This window comes from Actinomadura rudentiformis (assembly GCF_008923185.1).
Taxonomy (GTDB): domain Bacteria; phylum Actinomycetota; class Actinomycetes; order Streptosporangiales; family Streptosporangiaceae; genus Spirillospora; species Spirillospora rudentiformis.
This window is the reverse complement of the sequence record NZ_WBMT01000011.1, coordinates 136,345-162,027: the sequence shown is the minus strand read 5'-3', so window position 1 is coordinate 162,027 and position 25,683 is coordinate 136,345. Positions and strand designations below refer to the sequence as shown.

Annotated in this window: 27 protein-coding genes; 8 read left to right on the top strand and 19 right to left on the bottom strand. The window is 70.2% G+C overall.

What is annotated here, in order from left to right:
- Positions 1-2: 2 nt before the first annotated feature.
- From F8566_RS23700 to F8566_RS23690, 3 genes are read right to left on the bottom strand one after another with little or no spacing between them, the layout of a single operon-like run.
- A complete protein-coding gene (locus tag F8566_RS23700) occupies positions 3-1,055 on the bottom strand; it encodes an STM4014 family protein (RefSeq protein WP_151563438.1) in 1,053 nt (350 codons plus the stop codon).
- Entirely contained in the window at positions 1,052-1,996 is a 945-nt protein-coding gene (locus F8566_RS23695; protein ID WP_151563435.1) for an STM4015 family protein, read from the bottom strand. The genes F8566_RS23700 and F8566_RS23695 overlap by 4 nt, the downstream gene beginning before the upstream one ends.
- A gap of 5 nt (positions 1,997-2,001) precedes the next feature.
- Positions 2,002-2,931, bottom strand: a complete 930-nt coding sequence (locus F8566_RS23690; RefSeq protein ID WP_151563433.1) for an STM4015 family protein — start codon at positions 2,929-2,931, stop codon at positions 2,002-2,004.
- A 128-nt stretch (positions 2,932-3,059) separates the two neighbouring features.
- On the opposite strand from F8566_RS23690, the gene F8566_RS23685 reads away from it, so the two are divergent.
- A complete protein-coding gene (locus tag F8566_RS23685; protein WP_151563431.1) occupies positions 3,060-3,362 on the top strand; it encodes a hypothetical protein in 303 nt (100 codons plus the stop codon).
- 955 nt (positions 3,363-4,317) lie between these two features.
- Here F8566_RS23685 and F8566_RS23680 read toward each other — a convergent pair.
- The gene (locus F8566_RS23680) at positions 4,318-5,115 is read right to left on the bottom strand and encodes an alpha/beta fold hydrolase (RefSeq protein ID WP_151563429.1); all 798 of its coding nucleotides are present in this window, start codon (positions 5,113-5,115) and stop codon (positions 4,318-4,320) included.
- Between the two features lie 667 nt (positions 5,116-5,782).
- Entirely contained in the window at positions 5,783-6,160 is a 378-nt protein-coding gene (locus F8566_RS23675) for a VOC family protein (RefSeq protein WP_151563427.1), read from the bottom strand.
- A gap of 196 nt (positions 6,161-6,356) precedes the next feature.
- On the opposite strand from F8566_RS23675, the gene F8566_RS23670 reads away from it, so the two are divergent.
- Entirely contained in the window at positions 6,357-6,890 is a 534-nt protein-coding gene (locus tag F8566_RS23670; RefSeq protein ID WP_225993453.1) for a hypothetical protein, read from the top strand.
- Here the strand turns inward: F8566_RS23670 and F8566_RS23665 are convergent, their stop codons facing one another.
- Positions 6,891-7,214, bottom strand: coding sequence for an ArsR/SmtB family transcription factor (locus F8566_RS23665; RefSeq protein WP_151563424.1), 324 nt, complete (start codon positions 7,212-7,214; stop codon positions 6,891-6,893).
- A gap of 104 nt (positions 7,215-7,318) precedes the next feature.
- Here F8566_RS23665 and F8566_RS23660 point away from each other — a divergent pair, with 104 nt between their 5' ends.
- Complete coding sequence (locus F8566_RS23660; RefSeq protein ID WP_192809824.1) at positions 7,319-8,773, top strand: MFS transporter; 1,455 nt, start codon at positions 7,319-7,321, stop codon at positions 8,771-8,773.
- A gap of 69 nt (positions 8,774-8,842) precedes the next feature.
- On the opposite strand, the gene F8566_RS23655 is transcribed toward F8566_RS23660, so the two are convergent.
- The 8 genes from F8566_RS23655 to F8566_RS23620 form a co-directional block, all read right to left on the bottom strand.
- Positions 8,843-9,667, bottom strand: coding sequence for an NmrA family NAD(P)-binding protein (locus F8566_RS23655; protein ID WP_151563422.1), 825 nt, complete (start codon positions 9,665-9,667; stop codon positions 8,843-8,845).
- Positions 9,668-9,777: 110 nt separating this feature from the next.
- Positions 9,778-11,283, bottom strand: coding sequence for an AAA family ATPase (locus F8566_RS23650; RefSeq protein WP_151563419.1), 1,506 nt, complete (start codon positions 11,281-11,283; stop codon positions 9,778-9,780).
- Positions 11,284-11,413: 130 nt separating this feature from the next.
- On the bottom strand, positions 11,414-12,232 hold the full coding sequence (locus F8566_RS23645; RefSeq protein ID WP_151563416.1) for a MetQ/NlpA family ABC transporter substrate-binding protein: 819 nt from the start codon (positions 12,230-12,232) through the stop codon (positions 11,414-11,416).
- 60 nt (positions 12,233-12,292) lie between these two features.
- Entirely contained in the window at positions 12,293-12,949 is a 657-nt protein-coding gene (locus F8566_RS23640; RefSeq protein WP_151563414.1) for a methionine ABC transporter permease, read from the bottom strand.
- Positions 12,946-14,052 carry a methionine ABC transporter ATP-binding protein gene (locus F8566_RS23635; RefSeq protein WP_151563412.1) on the bottom strand — a complete coding sequence of 369 codons (1,107 nt, stop codon included), beginning with the start codon at positions 14,050-14,052 and terminating at the stop codon, positions 12,946-12,948. The genes F8566_RS23640 and F8566_RS23635 overlap by 4 nt, the downstream gene beginning before the upstream one ends.
- 433 nt (positions 14,053-14,485) lie before the next feature.
- Positions 14,486-15,358 carry a DUF4097 family beta strand repeat-containing protein gene (locus F8566_RS23630; RefSeq protein WP_151563410.1) on the bottom strand — a complete coding sequence of 291 codons (873 nt, stop codon included), beginning with the start codon at positions 15,356-15,358 and terminating at the stop codon, positions 14,486-14,488.
- Positions 15,355-16,008, bottom strand: a complete 654-nt coding sequence (locus F8566_RS23625; RefSeq protein WP_151563408.1) for a response regulator — start codon at positions 16,006-16,008, stop codon at positions 15,355-15,357. The genes F8566_RS23630 and F8566_RS23625 overlap by 4 nt, the downstream gene beginning before the upstream one ends.
- The gene (locus tag F8566_RS23620; RefSeq protein ID WP_151563405.1) at positions 15,996-17,273 is read right to left on the bottom strand and encodes a sensor histidine kinase; all 1,278 of its coding nucleotides are present in this window, start codon (positions 17,271-17,273) and stop codon (positions 15,996-15,998) included. The genes F8566_RS23625 and F8566_RS23620 overlap by 13 nt, the downstream gene beginning before the upstream one ends.
- A gap of 134 nt (positions 17,274-17,407) precedes the next feature.
- On the opposite strand from F8566_RS23620, the gene F8566_RS23615 reads away from it, so the two are divergent.
- The 5 genes from F8566_RS23615 to F8566_RS23595 all read left to right on the top strand — a co-directional run bounded on the left by F8566_RS23615 (position 17,408) and on the right by F8566_RS23595 (position 20,258).
- The gene (locus tag F8566_RS23615; RefSeq protein WP_225993452.1) at positions 17,408-17,920 is read left to right on the top strand and encodes a hypothetical protein; all 513 of its coding nucleotides are present in this window, start codon (positions 17,408-17,410) and stop codon (positions 17,918-17,920) included.
- 110 nt (positions 17,921-18,030) lie between these two features.
- Positions 18,031-18,597 carry a hypothetical protein gene (locus F8566_RS23610; protein ID WP_225993451.1) on the top strand — a complete coding sequence of 189 codons (567 nt, stop codon included), beginning with the start codon at positions 18,031-18,033 and terminating at the stop codon, positions 18,595-18,597.
- A 189-nt stretch (positions 18,598-18,786) separates the two neighbouring features.
- Complete coding sequence (locus F8566_RS23605) at positions 18,787-19,203, top strand: hypothetical protein (RefSeq protein WP_151563402.1); 417 nt, start codon at positions 18,787-18,789, stop codon at positions 19,201-19,203.
- Positions 19,200-19,529, top strand: coding sequence for a hypothetical protein (locus tag F8566_RS23600; protein ID WP_151563400.1), 330 nt, complete (start codon positions 19,200-19,202; stop codon positions 19,527-19,529). Before F8566_RS23605 ends, F8566_RS23600 begins: the two co-directional genes overlap by 4 nt.
- Positions 19,530-19,541: 12 nt before the next feature.
- The gene (locus F8566_RS23595; protein WP_192809823.1) at positions 19,542-20,258 is read left to right on the top strand and encodes a class I SAM-dependent methyltransferase; all 717 of its coding nucleotides are present in this window, start codon (positions 19,542-19,544) and stop codon (positions 20,256-20,258) included.
- A 33-nt stretch (positions 20,259-20,291) separates the two neighbouring features.
- Here the strand turns inward: F8566_RS23595 and F8566_RS23590 are convergent, their stop codons facing one another.
- The 5 genes from F8566_RS23590 to F8566_RS23570 form a co-directional block, all read right to left on the bottom strand.
- A complete protein-coding gene (locus F8566_RS23590) occupies positions 20,292-21,878 on the bottom strand; it encodes an amidase (protein ID WP_151563398.1) in 1,587 nt (528 codons plus the stop codon).
- Between the two features lie 68 nt (positions 21,879-21,946).
- On the bottom strand, positions 21,947-22,552 hold the full coding sequence (locus F8566_RS23585) for a response regulator transcription factor (RefSeq protein ID WP_151563397.1): 606 nt from the start codon (positions 22,550-22,552) through the stop codon (positions 21,947-21,949).
- Positions 22,549-23,670, bottom strand: a complete 1,122-nt coding sequence (locus F8566_RS23580) for a histidine kinase (protein ID WP_151563395.1) — start codon at positions 23,668-23,670, stop codon at positions 22,549-22,551. Before F8566_RS23580 ends, F8566_RS23585 begins: the two co-directional genes overlap by 4 nt.
- Positions 23,671-23,764: 94 nt before the next feature.
- Positions 23,765-24,415 (bottom strand): ATP-binding cassette domain-containing protein, encoded by a 651-nt coding sequence (locus F8566_RS23575; RefSeq protein WP_151563393.1) that lies wholly within the window; start codon positions 24,413-24,415, stop codon positions 23,765-23,767.
- Positions 24,416-24,505: 90 nt separating this feature from the next.
- The gene (locus tag F8566_RS23570) at positions 24,506-25,672 is read right to left on the bottom strand and encodes a lactate 2-monooxygenase (protein WP_151563390.1); all 1,167 of its coding nucleotides are present in this window, start codon (positions 25,670-25,672) and stop codon (positions 24,506-24,508) included.
- Positions 25,673-25,683: the final 11 nt, after the last annotated feature.

Here is a 25,683-nt window from a genome sequence, read left to right as displayed (position 1 = left end):
GTTCATACCAGGACGTTCCTCAACAAGGCGGCTTTGACCTGGGCAGTGTAGGTGTCGAGCCCCTCCGCCGACGTGCCGGGCAATCCGGTCAGCCCCGGCAGCAGGTCCCCGAAGGCGTTCACCTCACCGACGGCGAACCGCCGCCAGCCGACGCCGACCAGGAGATCCACCCCGACCATGAGGCTGCGCGGGAAACATCCGGCCGCCTGCTCGCACACCTCCAGGGCCCGCCGCCAGCCGCTCTCCCCCAAGGCGTCCCGTACTGCCCCGAGATCGCCGCGCGCGCCGCCCAGATGGAGGTTGGTCATCGCATGCCTGCTGGTCCGCACCACCGCGTGGGTCGCCTCACCGGCGATCACGACGACCCGCAGATCCAGTGTCCGGCCGTTCATCGACGCCTTGGGCAGCCAGGCCTCGACATGCAGGCCGTCCGGGGCGAGGGCGTCGACCAGCGCCGCGACCTCGCGTTCGGACTCGTACGAACGCACGCGCAGCGAGTTGTGCAGGCCGCGCGGCGTCATCGCCACCGACGTGACCGCCTTGATCCGGCCGCCCGGCCCCGTCTGCAGAGCGACGACCCCGGCGGCCGACGATCCGTGCGCCGGCTTGACGAAGACGCGCGGCACGCGCCCGGCCGCCATCCGCGCCCGGAGCTCGTCGTAGCTCTCCACCTGCGGCAACGCCACCGGCACGGGAACGCCGGCGGAGCTGAGCAGCGCATGGCAACGCCGCTTGTCGAACATCACCGCGATCTCGTCCGGAGCGTTCAGAAGCCGTGCTCCGGTCGCGCCGATCCGTTCGAGCGCCGCGGTGAACGTCGCGTACCAGCGCGCCCCGCCCCCGACCCGAGAAGGATCGCCCGGACCGCGCAGCAACGCATCCGCCTCGGGATCCTCACCGGGTGAGTCGATGCGCAGCAACGTGCCCGGCTCGATCGCGAGCTCGGCTCCCCGGAGCACGTCCGGCCAGGCGATCACCTGCGGCTCGACGTCACAGGCCGCCGTGAAGAACGCCACGCGGCGATCCCCCGGAGTCCCGATGACGGTGAACGTCATTCCGACGCCGCCACGTAGAAACCGGCATCCCACTCGTCGGACCACTCCACCTCGCGCGTCGCGTCGCTCGCCAAGAGCTCGACACCGGCCCAGGCCGAACGAGCCCGCTCCAGCATCGGCTCCGACAGGAAGGCGTAGTCCATGTCGAGCCTCTTCAGGTGGGTCAGCGGTTGCCCAGACAGCAGGGCCTCGACCCCCTGGTCGGTCAGCGTTCCCATGCTCACGCTCAACGACTCCAGCCAGGCCACCACGGGAGCGGACGCCAGCGCCTCCGCGATCTCATCCTGGATCTCGCTGTTCTGCAGGCCGAGGTGCCGGAGCGCGGGCAACCGCTCACCGGCCAGGATCGGCGCCAGGTCGTCGAGAGCCGCGTCGCCCCCGTACTGCTGGACGCCGAGCCACAGGACGAGCTCCTCCAGGTTGGGCAGGTCGCTCGCGGCCACCGCCCGGACGACGTCCGCGGGCAGGCCACCCGACTCGAACCGCAGCTCCTTGAGTGCCTCGCTGCGGAACGGGCTCAGCACAAGATCGTAGGACGAGGAGCCGCCCCCGCGGACCCCCAGCCGTTCAAGGCCGGGGAACGCCTGGATCACCGGCGTGATGTCCCCCTGCGCGATCCACGACAGGTGGTATTCCTCGTCCAGGATGTCGCCGAGGAACAACGCACGCAGGGCCGGAAAACGATCCGCGTTCGCGACCAGCGCTCTCGACGCCACGGGCTCCTCGTAACCCCAGAACCCGATGATGAGGCTGGTCACTCTGGCGGTGTCGACGGCCGCCACGAACTGTTCGAACAACCGCGGGAATCCGTCAAGCTCGCCCCAGTCACCCCGGACGGCCCAGGCCACCTCAGCCGCGTCCGGCAACTGCCCCTCGGTGTCAAAGCCGAACGTGAAGACCGGCAAACCGTCGAACTCGGAGAGATGCTCATCGATCGCCATGGCGTCTACTCCGAGACCGCCACATAACGCCAGTCGTCGTCCGGCGTCTCCTGCTCGCTCAGATCGACCTCGACACCGGGCAGGGCCGCACGCACCCGCTCCATCATGGCGTCGGACAGGAAATGATGGTGCAGATCGAGGCGCTTCAAATGGGTCAGCGGCTGCCCGGACAACAAGCTCTCGGCTCCGTCGTCGGTCATCATCCCCATGGCCAGGCTCAACGACTCCAGCCGCGCGACGACCGGCGCCCCGGCCACCGCCGCCGCGATCTCGTCCTGGATCTCGGCGTCCTCCAGCCCGAGCCGCCGCAGCGTGGGAAACCGCTCCCCGCTGAGCACCGGCGCGAGATCCGCGACCGTGGTGTTCCCCCCGTACTCGTCGACCCCCAGCCACAGGTCCAGCTGCTCCAGGTTGGGCAGATCGCTCGCGCCCACCGCCCGGACGACCTCCGCAGGCAGGCCGCCCGACTCGAACCGCAGCACCTTCAGCACATCGCTGCGGAACGGGCTCAGCCGCAGTCCCTGCCCGCCCCGCACCTCGAACCGCTCCAGCAGGGGGAACGCGGCGAGCAGGGGGCTGACATCGGACTGCTCGATCCACGAGATCTCCGACTCCTCCCCGGTGATGTCGCCCAGGAAGAGCGCCCGCAGCTTGGGGAACCGATCGGCCGCCCCGGTCAGCAGCGCCACCGGATCCGCGCACTCCTCGTCGTACGAGGCCCCCCAGTAGCCGATGATCAGAGCCGTCACCTCGGTGGTGTCGACCCGTTCCAGGAACGCGGCGAAGACGCCGTCGAACGGATCCTCGTCGAAGCTCGTGCGAATCGCCCAGGCCACCTCCCCCGCCCCGGGAAGCTCGGTGTCCGGCCCGGTCTCCTCGGTGAACGACTCGACCCGGAGCCCGGCGTACCCCATGAGGTGCTCGTATACGCCCATGCGCGTCCTCTCACTGATCGTCGGCTCCCTGTCCTACCAGGAACGCCCGACAAACAAGGGCAGCTCCACCAAAATGGCTACGCCATCCGGCGGTGGTCATCCCGTTCCACCGCTCGCACCCTGGAGCCGTGTACAACACGATCTCCCTCATCGCCTTGGCACTTTCGGGATTCACCACACTGCGGCAGCTGCGTCATGCGCACTCGTCAAGCGACATGACCATGCTTCTTGAGGTGGCCATGCGCAATATCCGCGACAAGGATTTTCAGAGCGACCAGCACTACGTGCTGACCAGGCTGGCCCAGGAGCACAGCCCTGACGGCGGGATGGACGCCTCCCGGAGCCCGTTCGTTCCAAGACGCGCAACGTCGCGTTCACCTACGAGTACATCGGCATCATGTACGCCCTGGGAATGGTCGACTGGCGCGTGACGCTCAGCATTTTCCACTTCCGGATCAGTCAGGTATGGCAAGAAGCCCACCGCGGACATCCTCCGGGCACTCGGCCTGCGCCACACCCACGGCCTGGTCTGCCCCGGCGACGAATGCACGCAGGAAGTCACCCTTCGCAACACGGGCACCGCTTCCATGAAGCTCTACAACTTCGTGATGCTGGATGACGCCAACTTCTACGCCGACAAGACCTGCGCCAACTACGAGCTCAAGCCCGGCCCCAGCTGCACCGTCCGTGTCTCCTACCGAGGCCCATCGAAAACCACATCTACACGGCCCGCCTGGTCATCCACCAGAGCCTGCCGGACGACCCCACCTACATCGCCCTGACCAAGCAGCCCATCCCGGCCTAATAACTAATCGCCATGGCCCGCCGTCTTCCCAAGAGCGCACCTGGCCCAACACCCCACCCGGCAGACAGCAGGATGGTGCTGAAGATCTAAAAGCAACAGCGACAAAGATGCAGGCGGCAGGCACAGCATGTTGCTGACGCGCGGATTTCATGTTGACTGATGTTCCGACTCAGCTGCGCAAGAGCACGGGAAACCGCCAGAGTCAAGGGTTTGTTGTTACCAACAGCTTTGCCTATCTGCCGATTATTGCTGCACCGCATCGCGAAGGGCGGCAAGGGTCACCCCTCTGGCTCAGCACCCCGCCCGGCCGGCGGCAGGGTGGTCCTGAAGATCTCGATATCGGGCCCTGCCATCCGACGGGATCGCCAGATCCACACGCGGCAGACCCATCGACCCGGCCGCCAACCCCTGGCACGACGACCACTTGGCGGCTTGAAACACCCATAATCCAGCCTGCGGCCCGGCGCACCACCACGCCGGGCCTACAGGCACGCCCACACCACGGCACAACCGCTTTCACGAAGGGCGCGGCCGATCGGGCAGCATCGGCACAACCCCTTCGCCGTGGTGAGAGCAGGTGGCTACAAGAAGTCGCGCAGGCGGGCGGCGAACCTTGCGGGGTCGTCGACGAAGCCGGTGTGGCCGCCGGGGAACATCGCGGGCTCGATGCCGAGGGCCGAGGCCAGGGCCCTGGAAGCCCGGTCGCAGATCTGCCCCGCCGAGTCCTCGCCGATGGCGACGATGATGCGGGTCATGCGGTCCGGGTCAGGGCGCCAGTGTGTGGTCTCGCGGAGTTCGTGCTCGAACCAGCGGCGCTCGTCCATCACCGTCTGCGGGTCTCGCTCGCCTCCAAACATCGCCTCGATCGCCTCTTCGGGCAGGTCGATGTTCGCCTGAACCATGAACTTCCGCCATGCCGCGAGGACGTCGCCGCCAAGGTAGGTGGCGATGATGTCCTCCGTGCCCGCATGGAGGTCGGCGCGGTCGGGGAGCAGTTCGACCAGTGGAGGCTCGTGGGCGATGACGGTGGCGATCTGTTCCGGACAGGTCTGCGCGAGGGCGAGGGCCGTCACCGCCCCTCCGCTGGAGCCCAGGACCACGGCGGGACCGGCGTTCAGGTGGGCGAGGAGCCGGGACAGGTCGTCGGCGCGCAGGTCCGGGGTGGAGTCTTCCTCGCGATCGTGCACCGGGCTGCGGTTGATTCCGCGCGGGTCCGTCGTCAGCACCGTGTGGTCGATGGCGAGCAGGTCCGCGAGCGGTTCGAACGCCGCCGCGTCCATCGGGGCGCCGACGAGCGCCACCAGCGGGCCCTCGCCGCGTACCTCATAGTGCAGGCGCGCGCCGGGGACGTCCAGGGTCTGCATGGTCAGGGTGCTCATTTGATCCTCCTGGTCAGGTCTGCCTCTTACCCCTGCGTCGAACGAGAGACAACCGGATCGACAGCACACCCAAAAAAGTTCCTACGGCGCGGTCGACCATCCTTCGGGGGCGGCACCACGGAGTTCGGAGAGTGACAGGGCAAGCCGGCTGCGGCCCGGCACAGGGCCAGCTCGCGCCGGGCAGCGGCCAGTTCGGTGTACGGACTGGACGGGGCGTTCAGTGGCTCCACGTTTTCCAGAGAATCAAAGCAGTCGTCCTTGAAAGCCATGATCAGCCCGAGCCCGGCGAAGGCCGCCAGCTCGGTCACGGCCATGCTGTCGTCGGGTCAGCAGTGCCTTCTGGCTGGACGGGCGGGGGCTGGTGCGTGACCGGCGCGGTCAGCTCGGCGAGTTCCCTGTGCAACTCGCTGAGCTTGGCGTCCGATCGAGTGCGCAGTCGATCGATGACGCCAGCCCATTCCGCGTCCGTCGACCGGGCGAGTTGGCCGCAGGCAACGTCGATCGCTTCGCGGACCAGGCGGTCGGCGAGATCGTGCAGCCTGAGACTGAATTCGAACCCCGGAAACGACTGGCGCACCTTGATTGGGCATCTGGAGCGGATCCGGACCGAACTCGCGTTCGCGGCAATCTGCGATCGGACCGCTGGTCGGGCGGCTGTAGGGCAGTCTCAGGCCAGGTAGTTGGCGCGGCCTTCGTCGTCGACGTCGAAGGGCTTCGTAGGGAGTACGCAGAACTCGTTTCCCTCGGGGTCGGCCATGACGAGGAAGCCGCCTTCGTCGTACTCCCTCAGCCGCCTGCCTCCCAGCTCCTCGATTCGCCGCTGCTCGGCCGCCGGATCGGGGGATGCGAGGTCGAGGTGCACCCGGTTCTTGCCGGTCTTGGGTTCGGCGACCCGCTGGAAGCCGAGCGTCAGGCCGTTCTCGCGGCGGAGCCAGACGTACGGACCGGTCCTGGCGGCGACGGGCCGGCCGAGGAGCGCTCCCCAGAACCCGGCGAGGCGTTCGGGGTCGGCGCAGTCGATCGTGATGTCTCTGATCACCAGCATCTGACGATCGTCCCTCTCGCGGGGGAGGCGGATGGGTCACACGGGGGAAGTCTCCGCGTGGGTCGCGGTAGATCGTGGCTCGCATGACCACGAACTGGAAGATCAAACTGGCGGTCATCGCCGCACTGACCGCGCTCATCGCCGGAGCCCTGCTGGCCACCGGCTCGGATGCCGCGCAGGCGATCGGGAGCGTGCGATGACGACCATGACCGTGGCGAAGCCCGCCGTCCGCACGACCATGGGGCCCGTTCCCCGGTGGGCTGGCTGGGCCGCGCAGGCGACGATGTGGTGCGCGGTGCCGTCGGGCATCTGGCGGATCCTGTTCGGGCTGGGTCTTCCGGCCGGCTTCACGGGCTCGCAGGATCCGGACAACGGCCCCTGGTACGTGCTGCCGTACGTGATCGGGCTGACGGTTCTGTCCGAGGCGCTGGCGTTCCTCAGCATGGGCCTGGTCCGGCCATGGGGTGAGATCTGGCCCCGTTGGGTGCCCTACCTGCGCGGCCGTGAGATCCACCCGCTCGCCGCGATCATTCCCGCCGCCCTCGGCTCCGTCGCGCTGATGCTGATCTGGATACCGATGTTGTTCGTCGAGTTCGAACCCGATCCGGAGCTGCCGCACGGCTCCAAGGGCATGATCCTCTGGCTGTGCTACGCCCCGCTCGCGGCCTGGGGCCCGTTGCTGGCAGCGGTGACCGTCGCCTACGCCATCCGCCGCCGGCGCTACGGATGATCAGGCGGCCTCGTCGGTACGGGCGGCGGCGAGAACGGCGTCCAGGAGACCCGGATAGCGCGCGTCGAGATCGTCCCGCCGGAGGGTCACCAGGTTCTCGCGCCCGGACGGCTGCTGCCAGACCACCCCGCTCTCCCTGAGAACGCGCCAGTGGTGCGTCATGGTCGATTTCGAGGTCACGCCCAAAATCCCGAGCACGCTGGTGCAATTGTGCTCCCCTCCGGCGTCGAGGACGCGGATGACGGAGAGCCGGATCGGGTTGCCCAGCGCAGAGAGGACATCCTCGATTCTGATCTGGTCGCGCTCGGGGTGCCGGTAGCCCATGGTCCAACTGTACCGCGATAGTCGAACTGTTCGGGGTTGTCGAACGGTACACAAGTACGTGAAGATACGTACATTCGTACTGTCGTTGGAAGGGGCGCACGCCCATGTCCGCACCACCCCGGCTCGGCTGGACCCTGGCATTGCTGGCGCTGGCGCAGCTGATCTACGCGCTCGACCTCAACATCGTTTTTGTCGCACTCCCCGAGATCGGCGCCGACCTGGGCTTTCCGGGCCAGACTCAGCAGCTGGTGGTCAGCGCCTACGTCGTCTTCGCAGGCGGTTTCCTGTTGCTCGGCGGTCGCGCGGCCGACCTGCTGGGCCGCCGGCGGATGTTCGTGCTCGCCCTCGCCGTCTACGCCGTGTCCTCGCTGGCGGGCGGGCTCGCGGGCGACCCGGTCGTCATTGTCGCGGCCCGGGCCGTTCAGGGCATCGGGGGCGCCCTGCTCCTGCCCGCCACACTCTCGCTGATCAACAATCTCTTCGCGGAAGGCCCTGGGCGCAACAGGGCACTCGCGATCTGGGGCGGCGCGGGTGCCAGCGGCTTGACCATCGGCGCACTGCTCGGCGGTGTGCTCACCGAGAACTTCGGCTGGCCCGCCGTCTTCTATGTCAACGTTCCCCTGGCCGGGCTCGTCGCGCTGGCGGCGCTCTTCGTCATCCCGCGCGATCCGTCACGCGGCGAGCGGCGCCGGTTCGATCTGCCGGGCGGTCTCAGCGTCACGATCGGCGCCACCTCGCTGGTCTTCGCCCTCGTGGAAGGACCCGAGCTGGGCTGGGCCGACCCACTGGTCGTGGGCGCCTTCGCGCTCGCGGTCGTGTTGCTGGTCGCCTTCGCAGTCGTCGAGTCGCGCAGCGCGGATCCGCTGATGCCGTTCCGGTTGTTCCGCAACCGCAGCCTCACCGTCGGCATGACCATCACGTTCGTCTACATGGCGACGTTCGGCGTCCTGCCGTACTTCCTCACGATCCTGATGCAGAGCGTGCACGGGTACAGCGCGCTGGAGACCGGCTTGGCGTTCCTCATCCCCTCTCTCGCCATCGCCACCGGGACCCAGCTGGGCGAACGCTTCGCGAGCCGGATCGGCGACCGGAACGCCCTCTTGATCGGCTTTGCGATCGGCGTGATCGGCACGGCGGGGCTCGCGGTCGGCTTCGACTCCGCCGCCGGCTACTGGCGGCTGGTGCCCGGGCTCGTGGTCTCGGGCGTCGGCCAGGGCATCGTCTGGACCGCCATGTGGATCACCTCGGCGACCGGCACCCCGGCCCACGAGCAGGGCGTCGCCAACGGGATCGCCTCCACCGCGCTCAACATCGGGAACGCCATCGGCCTGGCCGTGTTCACCGCCATCGCCGATCTCGGCACCGACGGCAAGACCGGCGAGGCCCTGCGCGCAGCCACCGCCGACGGGGAGTTCCTCGTCGTCCTCCTGACCGCCGCGGGCATGCTCGCCGGCCTCCTGACGGCCCTCACCCTCCGGCGCAGCGGGACCCGGCAGCCGCGCCCGACGCCGGCCGGCTTGAGCACGGGTGACCAGAACGAGCCGAGCATGCATCCCTGACATTCGGCCGGCACCCCGGTCGAGGAGCCGGCGAGGCGGGCGCCGTGGATCCACGGCGCCCGCCTCCGGTCACGGGCGGAAGGCGTCGGCGTTCTCCGTGGCCCATTGGGCGAAGCTGCGCGCGTCGCGGCCGGTGATCTCCTTCACGGTCGGGACCACGGTGTAGCCGGCCTCCGGCGTGTTGCCCAGCGCCTCGACGAGGAACTCGATGGTCTCCTCGCCCATGCCGTCACCGCGCCACTTGGCCCGGGCCTCGTCCACGGTCAGCTCCACGAACCCGATCTCCCTGCCGATGGCCGCGCTCAGGATCGCGACCTTCTCCTTGAGCGTGATGGCCTCGGGGCCGGTGATGGTGCAGGTCGTGCGGTTGTGACCTCCCTCGACCAGCACCGTCGCGGTCACGGCGGCGATGTCGCGCTCGTGCACCAACGCGCTCAACCGGTCGCCGAACGGCTCCTTGATGACGCCCTCGGTCTTGATCGTCTGCGCCCACCAGCGCAGCGTGTTGGACATGAACTCGACCGGCTCGAGCAGCGTCCACTCGATGTCGGTGGCGGCCAGGGCCTGCTCCAGGTCACCCTCCGCGCGCCCGCCGAGCACCGTGACCCGCCGCACGCCCGCCTCGGCGGCCAGCTTCACCAGACCGGCACCGTCGGGCAGTGGCGTGTAGTCGTCGCCGGCGAAGTTGATGAGGTGCGCGGCCTCGACGCCGTCGAAGACGCCGGCCAGCGAGTCGAGGTGGGCCAGGTCGCCGGCGACGACCTCGACGCCTTCGGGGAGCGCGGCCTTGGCGGGGTTCCGGGTGAGGGCGCGAACCTGCTGTCCCGCGGCGAGGAGCTCCGCGACGACGAGACGGCCGACGGTCCCGGTGGCACCGGTGACGAGGAAGGTCATGACGAACCCCAATCTTTCGGAACGGAACGTTCTGATCTCATAATAGCAGAACGGAACGCTATATTCCGCATCGAGGCGAGACGTTGCGGGCGCCGGCTTCGAGAGGCGTCTCAGGAGCAGCTCGGTGGCTGGCCGGGCCAGGCTCGGGGGCGGGCGCGGCGTGGGAGGGCGGGGACCTCGTCGTCGGGGTCTTCGACGTCCTCGAAGTCGAGGTCTTCGTCGGTGGCGGCGCCGAGGAGGCCCGGGGTCAGGCCCTGACCGGGGGCCGACATGCCGTCCAGGGCCTGGGCGAAGTGCTCGTCGGTGAGCGACTCGACGTTCTCCTGGGTGCGGAGGGCCACGAGGACCGCGCGGCGGAGGAGCTCCTTGATGAACGAGGCGGTCACGCCCTCGGTGCGTTCGACCACGGCGTCCAGGTCGGCGTCGAGGCGCAGATGGCGCGCGTAGAGGCGCAGCAGGCGCAGGCGGCCCTCGGCGTCGGGGCGCGGGATCTCCACGGCCAGGTCGACGCGGCCGGGACGCTCGGTGAGGGCCCGTTCGAGGACCTCGACGCGGTTGGTGGTGAGCATGAAGACCACGTCGGCGTCCTCGGCGACGCCGTCCATCGCGTCGAGGAGGGAGAACAGGATCGGCGAGCTCTCGTACATCTCGCGGTCCTCGGCCACCAGGTCCACGTCCTCCAGGACGATCACGGCCGGCTGCAGGCGCCGGGCGAGCGCGACGGCGTTGTCGAGGAAGCGCATCGCCGGCCCGGTCAGCTGGATGACCGTGTAGCCGGCGAGCCGGCCGATGAGGTAGCGGACGCTGTGGGTCTTGCCGGTGCCGGGCGGGCCGTAGAGGAGGACACCGCGCTTGAGGTGCTGGCCCGCGGCGAGCAGGCGTTCCGCCTGGCGGGCTATCCCGACGACGTGCTCCTCGATGCCCTCCAGGCGGCCGTCGGGAAGGATCACGTCCTGGGCGGTGAGCTCCGGGCGTGGGAGGAACGTGACGAGCTGGTTCTCCATGTGCTCGCTGACGCCGAAGCTCACGAACTTGCCGCGCAGGACGTCGTGCTCCTCCTTCAGGCGGCGCACCTCGTCGCGGACCGCCGTGGCGACCTCGCGTTCCTGGGCGAAGACGACCAGGCCGACCTGCTGGTTGAAGTCCTCGGTGGTCTGGATGCCGAGGACGACGGGCGTGCCGTCGGCGGCGCGGCTCGGCACCATGCCGAGCTTCACGACCTCCATGTTCTGGTCCGGCGCGATGCCGGTGGTCCCGTAGTCGGGCCGGCCGAGGCGGTACGAGCCGAAGTCGAGCGCGCGGGTCAGCATCGAGTCCAGACTCTCGAAATGCCGCTCACCACCCGAGATCCCGAACCATTCGGCGCCCGGCGAGTGCGCGGCGAGGTAGGCCTCGACACCGCGCTGCAGGCTGGCGTGGTCCCAGTCGGCGAAGTCCTCGTCCACCGTGAGCACTTCGTGGAATTCGCAGCCCAGGTGGTCGGTCAGCTTCCTGATGAGGGGCGACTGGGCGTTGTCGTCGCTGACCCGGTCGGCGGCGGAGCGCAGCAGGCGCTGGAGTGCCGCCGCGATGGAACGGGCGGACGCCGGATCGAGTTCGCCATCGGGTGTGGACACGAGTTCCCCGTTCGGTCGGCCGCCCGCCTCAGAGTGGCAGGCCCGTCCCGCCGATCGCGAGCGAATTTCGCACCCGTACAGACGAGAAGACCCCGGACGGAGTTCCGTCCGGGGTCTGAGCCGGTGTACGTCACGCGGTGGCGATGAGCACCGAGCCCTTGTACTTGTCCTCGACGAACTTCTTGACCTCGGGCCCCTGGAGCAGCTGGACCAGCTTCTTCACCCGCGGGTCGTCCTTGTTCTCCGGCAGCGTGACGATGCCGTTGGCGTACGGGTTGCCCTCGGGCTTCTCCGCGACCAGCGCGTCCTTGTTGGGAGCCAGGTTCGCTTCGAGCGCGTAGTTGCCGTTGATCACGGCCGCGTCCACGTCGTCCAGCGACCGGGGCAGCTGGGCGGCCTTGAGCGCCTTGAACTTCAGCCCCTTGGGGTTGGCCGCGATGTCCTTCTCCGTGGCGCTGGTGGGCGCGCCCGGCTTGAGGGTGAGCACGCCGTTGTCGGCGAGCAGCTTGAGCGACCGGCCCTGGTTGGCGGGGTCGTTCGGGACCGCGACCGTGGCGCCCTGCGCGAGCGCCTTGATGTCCTTGACCTTCTTGGAGTAGATCCCCAGCGGCTCCAGGTGGACCGGTGCCACGAACGCCAGCTTGGTGCCCGCCTTCTTCTCGAACTCCTGCATGAACGGCACGTGCTGGAAGTAGTTGGCCGTGACCTGCTTTTCCTTCAGCGCGTTGTTCGGCTGCACGTAGTCGTCGAAGGTGACGATGTCGAGCTTGAGACCGGCCTTGGCCGCCAGGCTGTCTTTGACGTACGTGAGGACGTCGCCGTGCGGCACCGGGTTGACGGCGACCTTGAGCGGCGCGTTCTTGTCCTCGGACGCGTCGGACGAGCCGCAGGCGGTCAGCCCGGCGAGCAGTCCGGCGGAGGCCAGCGCGATCGTAATCTTGCGAAGCACGAAGAGTGCCTTTCTCTCGATGGGATCTGGTCAGGAAGGTCTGATTGCGGTCAGGCGCGCCTATTTGCGGATCAGGCGCCGGGCGATGAGGTCGCCGGCCAGCTGGACGGCCAGCACGATGGCGACCAGCAGCACCACGGTCGCGATCATGACCTTGGTCTCGAAACGTTCGTAGCCGTAGGAGATGGCCAGGTAGCCGAGGCCGCCCCCGCCGACCGTGCCGGCCATCGCGGTGTAGCCGATCACCGCGATCACCGTGACCGTGAGGCCCGACACCAGGCCCGGCCGGGCCTCGCGCAGCAGCACCTTGGCGACGATCTCCCGGCGGGTGGCGCCCATGGCGTGGGCCGCATGGATCACGCCCGGGTCCACCTCGCGCAGACCGATCTCGACCAGGCGTGCGTAGAACGGGATGGCTCCGACCGTGAGCGGCACGATCGCGGCGGTGTTGCCCAGGCTGGTGCCCGTGATCAGCTTGGTGAACGGGATGATCGCGACCATCAGGATGAGGAAGGGCAGCGACCGGCCCACGTTCACCACGAAGCCCAGCACCTTGTTGAGCGGCGGAACCGGCAGCAGCCCGTCCCGCTCGGTGAGCACGAGCAGGACACCGAGAAGGGTGCCGAGCACCGCTGTGAACGCCGTCGCCACGGCGGTCATGGTGAGAGTCTCCTTGGTGGCCGGCCAGAGGAGCGGCCACACCTCGCTCCAGGTCATGAGAGTGCCTCCTCAGTGGCAAGGGGGTCTTCGCCGCGCACTGCCGTCCCGCCGTCTACTGCCGTCCCGCCATCTGCTGCCGTCTCGTCTTGCACTGCGGCCTCGCCGTCGTGTGCGGCCTCGCCATGGACCTCGACGGTCAGCCCGGCCTCACGCAGGTGCGCCAGCTGGGCGGCGTTGATCTGGGGGTCGCCGGGGAGTTCGATGCGCAGCCGGCCGATGCGGGCGTCGCCGATCTCCTCGACGGCGCCGCCGAGGATGTTGACGTCGATGGAGTAGGTGCGGGCCAGTGTGGACACGAACGGCCTGTCGGCGCTGTCGCCCTCGAACGTCACGTCCACCACGGTGGTGCCGGGCCGTACGGTCGCCTCGGGCAGCGGGAACAGGCCGCGGGCCAGCTCGGAGCCCGGCCGCAGCAGCAGGTCACGGACCTTGCCCGACTCCACCACCCGGCCGTCGCGCATGATCGCGGCCGAGTCGCAGATGCGCTTGACCACGTCCATCTCGTGGGTGATCAGCAACACCGTGAGGCCGAGCCGGCGGTTGAGGTCGCGCAGGAGCTCCAGGATCGAGGCCGTGGTCTCGGGGTCGAGCGCCGAGGTCGCCTCGTCGGAGAGCAGCACCTTGGGCCGTCCCGCGAGCGCACGGGCGATGCCGACGCGCTGCTTCTGCCCGCCGGAGATCTGGGCCGGGTAGGCCTTGGCGTGCTCGCTCAGCCCGACGAGCTCCAGCAGCTCCGCCACCCGCTGGGCTCGTTCGGCCCTGGGCACGCCCATGACCTCGAGCGGGAACGCCACGTTCCCCGCGACCGTGCGGCTGCCGAGCAGGCCGAAGTGCTGGTGGATCATGCCGATGCCCTGGCGGGCCCTGCGCAGCTCGCCGCCCGAGAGCGAGAGCAGGTCCTGCCCGTCGACCACCACGCGCCCGGTGTCGGGGCGCTCCAGGAGGTTGACGCAGCGGAGCAGGGTGCTCTTGCCGGCGCCGCTGCGGCCGAGGACACCGAAGATCTCGCCCTCGCGGACCTCCAGGTCGACGCCGTCGACGGCGGCCACCGCACGCCCTCGGGCGCGGTAGACCTTTCGGAGTTTTTCGATCTGAATCAAGGGAAATTCACCCGTGCGGAAGTCCCCGCCGTCAGGCGGAGAAGGCGATCAGGACAGGAACGTGATCAGGACAGGAACGTGATCAGGCCAAGGGCGCGATCAAGACAGGAACGCTGCCGGGCCATGGAAACGCTCGCAACGCCGGCAAGCGGGCTGCGCGGGCTCTACGAGCGGCCGGGCGGCCATGGCGCATGGCTCAGCAGATGCAATTCGAAGATCATGTGCGGCTCGGGGGTCGGAGTTCGCTCGCTTCGGGGCGCGAGGCTCTGGCAGGGGCCCTCAGCTGTCACACATTCGCCGACGGCACGCACAGCGCATGGCCCGCGGTGGTCGCGGGCAGCGCATGAGGCGGGTGCGTACGTCGATCATGATGTCATCAGTAAACCTGTTCGACATAGATGACGCAAATCGACCGCACCCCCTATGACCTGCGTCACTGTCCCTTCGGGTAGCCGACGCGGACGGATCCCGAGCCGGTGGTGACGCTGATCTGCCCGGTCGCGTCGTTGTCCTCCAGCGCGCCGTCGATCTCGCGCTTGCCCGACCCCGACCAGCCGTCCACCCGGTAGTGGGTGCCGCGCGGAACCGTGACCGTCGCGGCGCCGGAGCCCGTCCTCACGTTGACCTTCTGCGGCGGATCGACGAACGACAGATCGACCGAGCCGGAACGCACGCCCGCGTCGACCTCCGGAGAGACCAGAGCACGACCCTCGATCGAGCCGGAGTTGGTCCCTGCCCAGACCCTGCCGCGCAAGTGGTCCAGCTTGACCGCGCCCGAGGTGCCATGGATGCGGACGTCCCCCGCGATGTCACGGATGACGACCCGCCCGGAGGTCGCCTGGACGCGCACCGACACCTCCGGCGGCACCTGCAGGTCGAGGTCGGCCGCGCAGCCGAAGGCATCGTACGGAGGCACCTCGCCGTCGCAGACGACCAGGATCTTGAGGGTGCCGGCCTGCACGCTCCTGATGACCTTCGGCTTGGTGACCGACCACGTGAGAGTGCTGTGGAGCTTGACCCGGCCGGTGGAGCCGGCACCGATCGCGACCTCCGCGCCGCCCGCGTCGATCTCCAGCGCCTTGATCGCGCCGGGCACGGTCTCGGTCGTGCGCTCGGTCCGTTCGAACAGGCGGCTGAGCGTCGCAAGGCCTGTGGGGAGCACCACCACGATCGCGGTGAGCACCGCCAGCAGGATCCAGACGCCCCTGCGGCGGGGGCGTTCCGGCAGAGCCTGCGGGCCAGGCGAGGCCGTCGGGCCAGGCGGGTTCGGCGGGGTGTCGGCCGTGCGCGCTTCCGTCATCATCACGCCGGGTCTCCCCCTCGCAGGAATCTCAGCACCGCGAGGACCCTGCGGTGGTCGGCCTCGGCGTGGGGCAGGTCGAGTTTGGCGAAGATGTTGTTGATGTGCTTGGCCACCGCGCTGTCGCTGACGACCAGCTTCTCGGCGATGCCGGCGTTGGAACGCCCCTCGGCCATGAGCTCCAGCACCTCGCGCTCGCGCGGCGTCAGGCGTTCAAGCGGGTGGCTGTTGCGGCGCAGCAGCAACTGGGACACCACCTCGGGGTCGAGCGCGGTGCCGCCGGTGGCCACGCGACGCAGCCCGTCGAGGAAGACCGAGACGTCGGCGACGCGGTCCTTCAGCAGATAGCCGACCCCGCTGGTGTTGGTCGCCAGCAGGTCCGCCGCGTACCGCTCCTCCACGTACTGCGACAGGACCAGGACCGCGACCTCGGGCCACTGCCGGCGGATGACCAGCGCGGCGCGGATGCCCTCGTCGGTGAAGCCGGGCGGCATCCGCACGTCCACGATCGCCGCGTCCGGCCGGTGCCGCTCCACCGCCGCGAGCAGCCCCTCGGCCTCGCCGACCGCCGCCACGACCTCGAATCCGGCCGTCTCCACGAGCTTGGTCAGCCCGGCTCGCAGCAGGACCGAGTCCTCGGCGATCACAATGCGCACGGCAACTCCACGGTGATGGTCGTCGGTCCCCCGGCGGGGCTGGTGATCCGGAAGGTACCGTCCACGGACTGCACGCGCCGCGCCAGCCCGGCCAGCCCGGTCCCGCCAGCCCCGCCCGCTCCGCCGGCACCGCCGCCCGCAGCGGCGGAGGAAGGGGCGGCGCCGCCGATCCCGTCGTCGGTGACGGCCACCCGGAGGAGGTCGCCGATCCGGTCCACGGTGATCTCAACTTTCGTCGCCTTCGCGTGCTTGACCACGTTGGTGAGCGCCTCGGAGACGACGAAGTAGGCCACGGCCTCGACGGTGGACGACGCCCGCTCCGCCACGTCCACCCGCAGCCGTACGGGCAGCGGCACCCGGGCGGCGACGCCCGAGAGGGCGGCGTCCAGCCCGCGGTCCTCCAGGACGGCCGGATGCAGGCCGCGGATGAGGTTGCGCAGCTCGGTGAGCGCTTCCTTGGCCTCTTCGTGCGCCTCGACGATGACCTGCATCGCCTCGTCCGGGATGCCGGTGAGGGTCTCCCGAGCCAGGCCGAGGTTCATGGCCAGCGAGACGAGCCGTTGCTGCGCGCCGTCGTGCAGGTCCCGCTCGATGCGGCGCCGTTCGAGGTCGGCCGCGTCCACGACGCTGGCGCGCTTCTCGGCGAGGTCCTCGACCTTGCGGGCAAGCTCCTCGGCGCGGCTCGGCCCCAGGAGTGCGACGCCGGCACGCGTGTCGAGGCGAGTGACCCCTGCCGCCAGCCAGGGCGCCGCCAGCAACAGCGACACGCCACCCACCCAGGTGACGGCGACGGTGGCGGCATGGCTGTTGGGCGACAGCCCACTGGAGTCGGGGAGCGCCCAGGCGAACGTGGGGAGCGCGGCCATCGCGACGCCCGCCGCCCATACCCACAGGGTCAGCAGGCCGCCTGCGGCGATGAGCGGACCCACGAGCACGTGATAGAGGAGCACCCGCCAGGCCGTCCACGAACGCAGCTGGCGCAGGGCGCCCTGCCATCCGGGGCCGTACTGGGCCTTGCGCGGGAGCAGGGGGATCTCCACGCCCAGCATCGCCCAGAACCGTTCGCGATGGGCCCGGGTGAGCGGATGGGCCAGGAGGAGCACCACGATCGCCGAGATCCACCAGAAGCGGTACGGAGCCCAGAACGGCACCCAGACCGCGAGCTGCAGCGGCACCCCTGAGACGACGAAAGCGGTGTCCCGCCACGTCGCCGCCGACCACGGAGCGTGCGTGCGCACACGCTCCAACGCAGAGATGGATGCCATGAGGCAATACCGTATTGGCGCTGCTGAGGTGCCGCCATGCAGTGCGCGTGAAGATCGAGGGTGAACCTGGTGCCACCCCGTGTCGGATATCGGCGTTACTGACGGTGACGCCCGGCGCGGCCAGGCTTTGGATCATGAGTGACGAAGCTGCGCAGCGGACGCGTACCGGCGTACTGGGATGGGCGCTGACCGGCGCCGGAGCGGCGATGGTGCCGTGGATGTACGTGCTCGCAACCCGGTTGCCGTCCACCACGGAGGTCTCCAACTGGTCCACGGCGTGGGTCGGCCTGGACGCGATGCTGGCGGCCGGGCTCGTCAGCACGGGTGTCCTGCTGCGGCGGAAGGACTCACGGCACACCCTCACCGCCGCCGCCACCGCCTCGCTGCTGGTGATGGACGCCTGGTTCGACGTGACCACGTCAGCCGGGGGTGCCGAGCGGGCGACGGCCGTCGCCCTGGCGGCCGGTGTGGAACTGCCCCTCGCCGCACTGTGCGCCGCGCTGGCCGTCCGCGGCCTGCGCAGACCACACCGGAACGGCACGCACCGGAGCGGCGCGCACCGGCCTGTGACCAGGGGGGTTTCGTGGTCGGGCCCGGGCTCGTCGAGGACGGCGAGCAACGTCCTGAAACGTCAATCGATCAGGTGAAATCAGCCGTCTCCGACCCTTAGAGTGTGGTTTTGACATCGGGCCCTCTTCCGGCTTCGGAGGGGCCCGTTCCGCTGTCCGGCACGAGCACGATCAAGAGGTTTCCGGAGATGACCGACCACGAGCTGTACGACGAGCTCCTCCGGCTGCTGCGCGACGGGATGCCGGAGCCCGCGCCGGCCGAGTTCGACGACGAGACGGGCTTCCTGCCGCTCGGCGTCGATGTGGACGGCGACGTCGGCGTCGTCACCTTCCTGTGCCGCGAGCCGCTCGGGTTGTTCATCGCGGGCACCACGTTCCACCGCCGCAACGGCGAGTGGATGGAGCTGGGCGGCGGCGGAGGATCCGCGCCGGACCGGCCGCTCGCCCGCCGCACCGCGTCCGAGCTCGGCGGGCACCACCTCCTGACGTACGGCACCGGCAAGACCGTCCGCAACGCCGACCGGCTGCTGCCCTGGGGCGCCAAATGGGTCAGCCAGGCACGGCTGCAGGTCTCGACCGAGGTGGCCCGGTTGCGCGTCGGCAACCGGTTCATGAGCGTGCCCGCGCACGGTCACGCCGTGGTGGTCTGGGGAGCTCGCCGGGCCCCGGTCGTCGAGGCGCTCGCGGAGGACGGCTCGGTCCTCGGCTCGCTCGATCTCGGGCAGCCGCTTGGAGCGCTCCGATCCACCGCCTAGGGCCGTGACCAGGCACTGACCGCGTACGCCGCGCCCAGCCGCTGGTGCATCGCCGCCGCGACCGTCTATGACTCCGTGTATATGGGTCACTAACTGCGTGTACATCAATTCAATTACATATGGTTACTAGTGATCACTGTTTGTGTTAATTTCCGGGCGACAAGGATGCTTCGGCGACAGGAGACACCCATGGGATGGCGAGGATTGTTGTCCTGGAATCCCTTCGGAACGATGATCGCGGTGGCCGCGATCGTCCTCGGCGCGCTCGGCATGATCATCGGGGACGGCGTGAGCCAGGGCATGACCAACAGCCTGGCCGGGCACGCCAACGTGATCGCGCATCTGTGGGGGGCGATGTTCGCGGTGGGCGGCCTCGTCAATCTCTACGGGCTGTACGCGCGGCGGCTGGTGATCGAGGTCCCCGGCCTCTACCTGATCACCGGCGGCTACGCGTTCTACTGCCTGACGGTCATCACCGGCCTGCAGACGCAGGGGCTGGCCGCCGGCACCATCTCGGGGGCGCTCACCATCGGCTGCGTGCTCAAGGCGCACGCCATCATGAACCGCGCCCGCCACGTGGCGCAGGAGGGCGGTGAGGCCGCATGAACACCGCCGACATCATCGTCTCCATCGCCCAGGTCGCCGCGGGCGGCACGATCGTCCAGGCCATGGTCGCGGTGTTCCGCCGGCGCAGTGAGCTTCGCCAGCTCGACCGGCAGAGCGACTCGGTCGCGGTCGACACCGCCGACCAGGTCGTCACGATGCTGCGGCGGGAGCTGATGGAGAGCAGGGAGGAGCTCGCCGACGTCAAGCAGGACCGCGCCAACCTCCAGCGCCAGGTCGGCACGCTCAGCGAGCACGTCTCCAAGGTCAGCGCCGATCTGGCCGTGGCGCGCGCCGATCTCGACCGCTTCCGCAGCAGCTCGACCTGACACACTGGCCGGGTGGCCGTGCCGCCGGACTATGACGACGATCCCGGGCGCTTCCGCCTCGGTTCGCGCATCACCGAACGTCATCTGACGGCGCCGAGCCTGTACGAGCGTCTCGCCGCCAGGCTGACCCGGCACCGCATGATCGTCGACATCGGCTGCGGGGAGGGCGCCCTCGCGGCGGCGCTGCGCGCCGTCGGCGGCCCCTCCCATCGCGCCAGACCTCCCGGCCCCTCCCCGCAGCGGCTCGTCGGCGTGGACGCCTCGGTCACGATGCTCGGCGCGCATCCGCGTCCCGTGGTCCTGGCTGAGGCGACCCGCCTGCCGTTCGCCCCAGGGGTCTTCGAGGCCGCCCTCGCCGTCAACGTCCTCTACCACCTGGACGATCCGGTCTCGGCTCTCCGGGAGGCGCGCCGCGTCCTGGCCCCGGGCGGCCTGTTCATCGCGTCGGCCATCGCCCGCGACGACAGTCCGGAGCTCGCCGAGGTCTGGCGCCGCGCGCCCACTCCGTTCGACGCCGAGGAGGCCCCGGGCCTCGTCGCCGCGGTCTTCGGCACGGCCGAGGTGGAACGCTGGGACGCCGCGCTCATCACGCTCCCGGACCGCGACGCCGTCCGTGACTACCTGGTCGCGCGCCAGGTCCCGCGCCAGGCGGCCATCGACGCCGCGCGCCAGGTCAGGACGCCGCTCCCGGTCACCAAGCGCGGCGCCCTGATCCTCGCGAACCGTTGACCAGAGCGGCCGCTGGCCCAAGGCGGTGGCTGATCAGAGCGGTGGGGTGGTCGGCGGGAGCGCGCGGTGCCGGGTCGCCTGCTCGTACGCGTAGCCCATGCCGAGCAGGCCGGGCTCCGTGAACGGGCGGCCGAGCAACTCCACGCCCACCGGTAGGCCTCCGGCGGTGAACCCGGCGGGCACGCTCAGCGCGGGGAAGCCGCTGAATGCGGCCAGCCGGCAGTTCAGATACGACTGCGTGACGCCGATCTCCGTGGGCGGCCGGGTGATGCTCGGGTAGACGATCGCGTCCAGGTCGTGCGCCCGCATCAGGTCGCTGATGCGCTGCTTGAGGAGGTCGCGCTGGCGCAGCTTCTCCTCGTACGACGGGTTGGGCAGCGGCGGGCTCCCGACCCACGCGCGCAGGGTGGACAGGACGCTCGGCGTCACCTGCCCGGACGTGGCGATGTCGGCGAGCGTGATCTGGTCGTACGGGGGTTCCAGCCGGGCGAGCGAGGCCGGGCGCCCCTGGGCGGACGAGGCCAGATAGGCGTTGAGGTCGCGTTCGAACTCGTCCCGGACCCGGTTGGCACCCGCCGCCGCGGCGAGGATCTCCGGCTGGGCGCCGAGCTCGACCGTGCGGGCGCCCAGCTCGGCCATCCGCGTGACGGCGGCGCGGACCCGGGCCGCTGTCTCCTGCTCGTCGCTCGTGGCCGTCGCGAAGTAGTCGGTGAAGATCCCGATGCGCTTGCCGCGCAGGGCGCTCTTGCGGAGCGTCTTCTCGTAGCTGCGCGGCGTCCTGCCGATCGCGGCGCGCGTGACCGGGTCCTTGGGGTCGTGGCCGGCAGTCGCGCCGAGCACGAGCGCCACGTCGCGGACGGAGACGCCGATCGGACCGGCCACGTCCTGTGTCCCGGCCAGCGGCGCCACGCCGTCGCGGCTGGACAGGCCGAGGGTCGGCCGCAGGCCCACGAGGTTGTTGTGCGCGGCCGGGATGCGGATCGATCCGCAGGTGTCGGTCCCCATCCCGACCGGGGCGAAGGCCGCCGCGACGGCGGCGCCGGTGCCGCCACTGGAGCCGCCAGGATGCCGCGCCGGATCGTAGGGGTTGCGGGTCTGCCCGCCGAGGGAGCTGATCGTGTAGATGTTCATCGCGAACTCGTGCATGTTGGTCTTGGCCAGCACGATGGCGCCCGCCTTGCGGAGGCGGCGCACCTGCTCGGCGTCGTCCGGCGGCTGGAGCTCGCGGAGGGCGACCGAGCCACTGGTCGTGGGCATGTCCGCGGTGTCGAAGTTGTCCTTGAGCACGATCGGGACGCCGTGCAGCGGTCCCCGGACCCGGCCGAGGCGGCGTTCGGCGTCCAGCCTCCTGGCGTCGGCGAGCGCGCGCTCGTTCACCCTGATCACGGCGGTGAGCCCTGGGCCTGCGGTGTCGTACGCCTTGATCCGGCGCAGGTACTGCTCGACGAGCTGGACCGAGGTGACCTTGCGGGCGGTGAGCAGCGCGCGGATGTCGGCGACGCCCAGACCCGCGACCTGGGGAACGCGGCGTGAGGGGGCGGCGGAGGCGGCGTGGATCGGCAGGAGCGCGGCGGTCAGGGCCGCGGTGGCGGTGAGCGCGGTGAGACGGCGGGGCAGCATCAAGATCCTTTCGGGGGGCCTGCGAGGAGGCTAAAGGATCAACGATCGCGACGGGTTGCGGTGATGTTTCAGAGCCAGCCGAGGTCGCGGGCCGCTCGTACCGCCGCATGGCGGTTGTCCACACCCAGCTTGGTGACGGCCGCGGACAGATAATTGCGGACCGTTCCTTCGGAGAGACCGAGGGAACGTGCGATGCGCGAGATCGGAACGCCGTCGGCGGCGGCGCGGAGCGTGTCCAGTTCGCGCGGGGTGAGGGGGCACTCCTCGGCGGCGAGCGCGTCGGCGGCGAGCTGCGGATCGATGTACCGGGCGCCGTCGAAGACCTGGCGGATGACCTGGGCGAGGCGTGCGCCTGGAGCGTCCTTGCCGAGGAATCCGCGGACCCCGGCGCCCATGGCCCGGCGCAGATTGCCGGGGCGGCCGTGGGCCGTGACGATGACCAGCTTGCAGGCGGGGAGCTCTCGGGCGAGGCGCTCGGCGGCCGCCAGCCCGTCCAGCCCCGGCATGTCGATGTCGAGCACGGCCACGTCGGGAACGAGCTTGCGGGCCAGGTCGACGGCCTCGTCGCCGCGGCCCACGTCGGCGACGACCTCGATGCCGTCCTCGGTTTCGAGCAACAGGACGAGGGCCTCGCGGATGAGGGCGTGGTCGTCGGCGAGCAGGACCCGGATCATGGCTCTCTCGTTTCCAGAGGCACCGAGGCCCGCACGCGGAACATGCCGTCGCCGTCCGGCCCGGCCGCGAGCTCGCCGCCTGCCGCGGTGACTCGTTCGGCCAGCCCGTGCAGTCCGGTGCCCGGCGTGTGCGACCGACGGCCGGCGCCGTCGTTGACGATCTCCAGGTGGACGCGCGAGTCGGCGGCCAGGGTGATCCGGCACCAGGAGGCGCCGCTGTGCCGCAGGATGTTGGTGGCGGCCTCCCGGGCCACCCAGCCGAGGGGTTCGTGCACGTGGGCGGGCAGATCGGGGATCGCGGGCCGGTCGCAGCGGATGCCGGCGGCCTGGAGGACGGCGGAGATGCCCTCCAGCTCGGTGCGCAGCGACGTCGTCCGGTAACCGCGGACGACCTCCCGGACATCCCGGACCGCGTCCCGCGCCATCGTCTGGATCTCGGTCAGCTCCTTGCGGACGCGCGGCGGGTCCCGGTCGACGAACCGTTCGGCCACCTCGGCTCGCAGCGCCACCGCCTGCAGGCTGTGACCGAGGACGTCGTGCAGGTCACGGGCGAAGCGCAGGCGTTCCTGCCCCACCGCTGAACGGGCGAGCTCGGCGCGCGCCTCCCTGAGCTCCTGCACGATGTGGAAGAGCCATACGGTCACGTACCCCGAGAAGGCCGAGATCGGAAAGCCGATCGCCTCGTACAGGACGCTCAGCACGGGCAGGCCCAGCAGCAGGCCGTACACCGGGGTGAGGACGGCGCCCACGGCGGTGACCGGGACGGCCTGGCGGAGCGGCAGGACGACGGCGATCAGCCCGGCCGGCACCATCAGCAGGTTGCCCCAGCCGGCGTCGCCGCCCAGCACGGCGGGGATCGCCCAGCAGAGCCCGGCGATCGCGGCCAGGCCGAGAGCGTGGACGGGGGCCGTGCGGCGCATCAGGTTGAGCCACAAGAGCCGCGCGTAGAGCATGAAGATCGCGGCTACGCCCGCTCCGCCGGCCGCGAGGCGCCCCAGGTCCCGGCGCTCGACCAGCTCGTACCAGAGCGCGGGCGCCAGGAGGCCCGCCAGCGTCACCAGCGTGAGCGCCACGATGGCCGCGGCGACCACCGTGGGCCGGGGGATCCTGGGTTGCACCTGCGTCTCCGAGAGGACAGAGGGGCTCCAGGGTATGTGACCCGGCCATGGCGGTCTGCGGGCAGCCCTGACGAGCAGGCCAGCCCTCTCTCTCCTACGCGGCGCGTACTCGCGCGGAGCTCTGGCCGGCGGGGAGGCGGCCCTTGTCCATGACCCCGATGCGGTCCGCGCGGCAGGCCTCGTCCACGTCACGTGTGGCCAGCAGCACCGTGACCCCGTTCGCCGCCAGGAAGCGCAGCACCGACCAGATCCGGCGAACATCGTGCTCGCCGAGCCCCGCAGTGGGCTCGTCCAGGAACACCACGTCGGACTGGCCCACCAGGGCGAGCGCCAGGTCGAGCAGCCGCCGTTCCCCAGTGCCCAGCCGCTCGAACGGAACGTCCGCCTGCGCGCCCAGTCCCGTGAGCCTCAGGGCTTCGTCCCGGGTCAGCGGATCGAGAGTCCAGCGCCGCCAGGTGTCGACGACCTCGGCGACGGTCAGGCCGGGGAAGAGCCCGCCGTCCCGCCAGACGGCACCCGAGCGCACGGCATCGCAGTACGGGTCGGCACCGCGGACCCGCACGATCCCGGAGGTCGGCCGGCGGGTGCCCGCGACGACCTCCAGAAGCGTGGTCTTTCCCGCTCCGTGACCGCCGAGCAGCGCGTAGATCTCACCCTTGGCGACGGCGAAAGAGACGCCGCGCAGGGCCTCGCTCTCGCCGAGGCGGACCTGCAGTTCCCGCACTTCGATCACGTTCGCCCGCATGGTCCCATGCTGCCGATCATGGGCTCGAACGTGCAGTCACGCCCGTCAGGAATGTCCCATGACATAAGCGGGGGTCGCCCATGACAAACGTCATGGAGCGGGGACCACGAAGTCCGGGCCGAGATCCCCCGGCCGCGTCACGCCGGCCAGAGTCATGGTCAGCTCCAGCTCAGCCTGCAGGCACCGCAGCACGTGCCGGACGCCCGCCTCGCCGCCGAGTGCCAGGCCGTAGGCGTACGGCCGGGCGACCAGGACCGCCTCGGCGCCCAGGGCCAGCGCCTTCGCCACGTCGGAGCCCGTGCGGATGCCGCTGTCGAACAGCACGCTCGCCTGGTCGCCCACCGCCTCCACGACGCCCGGCAGCGCGTCCAGCGAGGCGATGGCCCCGTCGACCTGGCGGCCGCCGTGGTTGGAGACGATGATCCCGTCCATGCCCGCGTCCACCGCCTGGCGGGCGTCGTCGGGGTGCTGGACGCCCTTGAGCGCGATCGGGCCGTCCCAGTGCTCCCGCAGGAACACCAGATCGTTCCAGGTCAGCGTCGGGTCACCGAAATTGGCGACCCAGTGGAGCAGGGCCATGTCCCGGTTGGCATCGGTGACGGGACCGCCGACGGCCTTCTGGAAGACCGGGTCGCTGAAGTAGTTGGCCACGCCGATGCCGCGCAGGAACGGCAGGTACGCGTGGTCGAGGTCGCGCGGCCGCCAGGCCAGGGTGAACGTGTCGAGTGTGACGACGAGGGCCGTGTAACCGGCCGCCTTCGCCCGTTCAAGGAAGCTGGCGGCCAGCTCGCGGTCCTTGGGCCAGTAGAGCTGGTACCAGCGCGAGCGCTCCCCGTTCGCCTCCGCGACCTCCTCCATGGTGTACGAGGCAGCCGTGCTCAGCACCATCGTCAGCCCGGTGGACGCCGCAGCGCGTGCCACGGCGAGCTCCCCCTCCGGATGGAAGATCGACTGCACGCCGATCGGGGCCAGCAGCACCGGAGCGGGCATCGCCGTCCCCAGAACCTCCACCGACAGGTCACGTTGGGCCACGTCACGCAACATTCGAGGCACGATCCGCCACCGGTCGAAGGCCTCCCGGTTGGCCCGCGCGGTGGCCTCGCTCCCCGCCGACCCCGCCACGTACCCGAACGCCGGCGCGGAGAGCCGCCGCTCGGCAAGGGCCTCCAGCCTGGTCAGGTCGGTCGGGAACCCCGGCAGCACCTCCCCCAGCCCCGCCAAGTAGATCTCGTTCTGGAAGTCTGCCAATGAGCTCATCCGAGAACCTC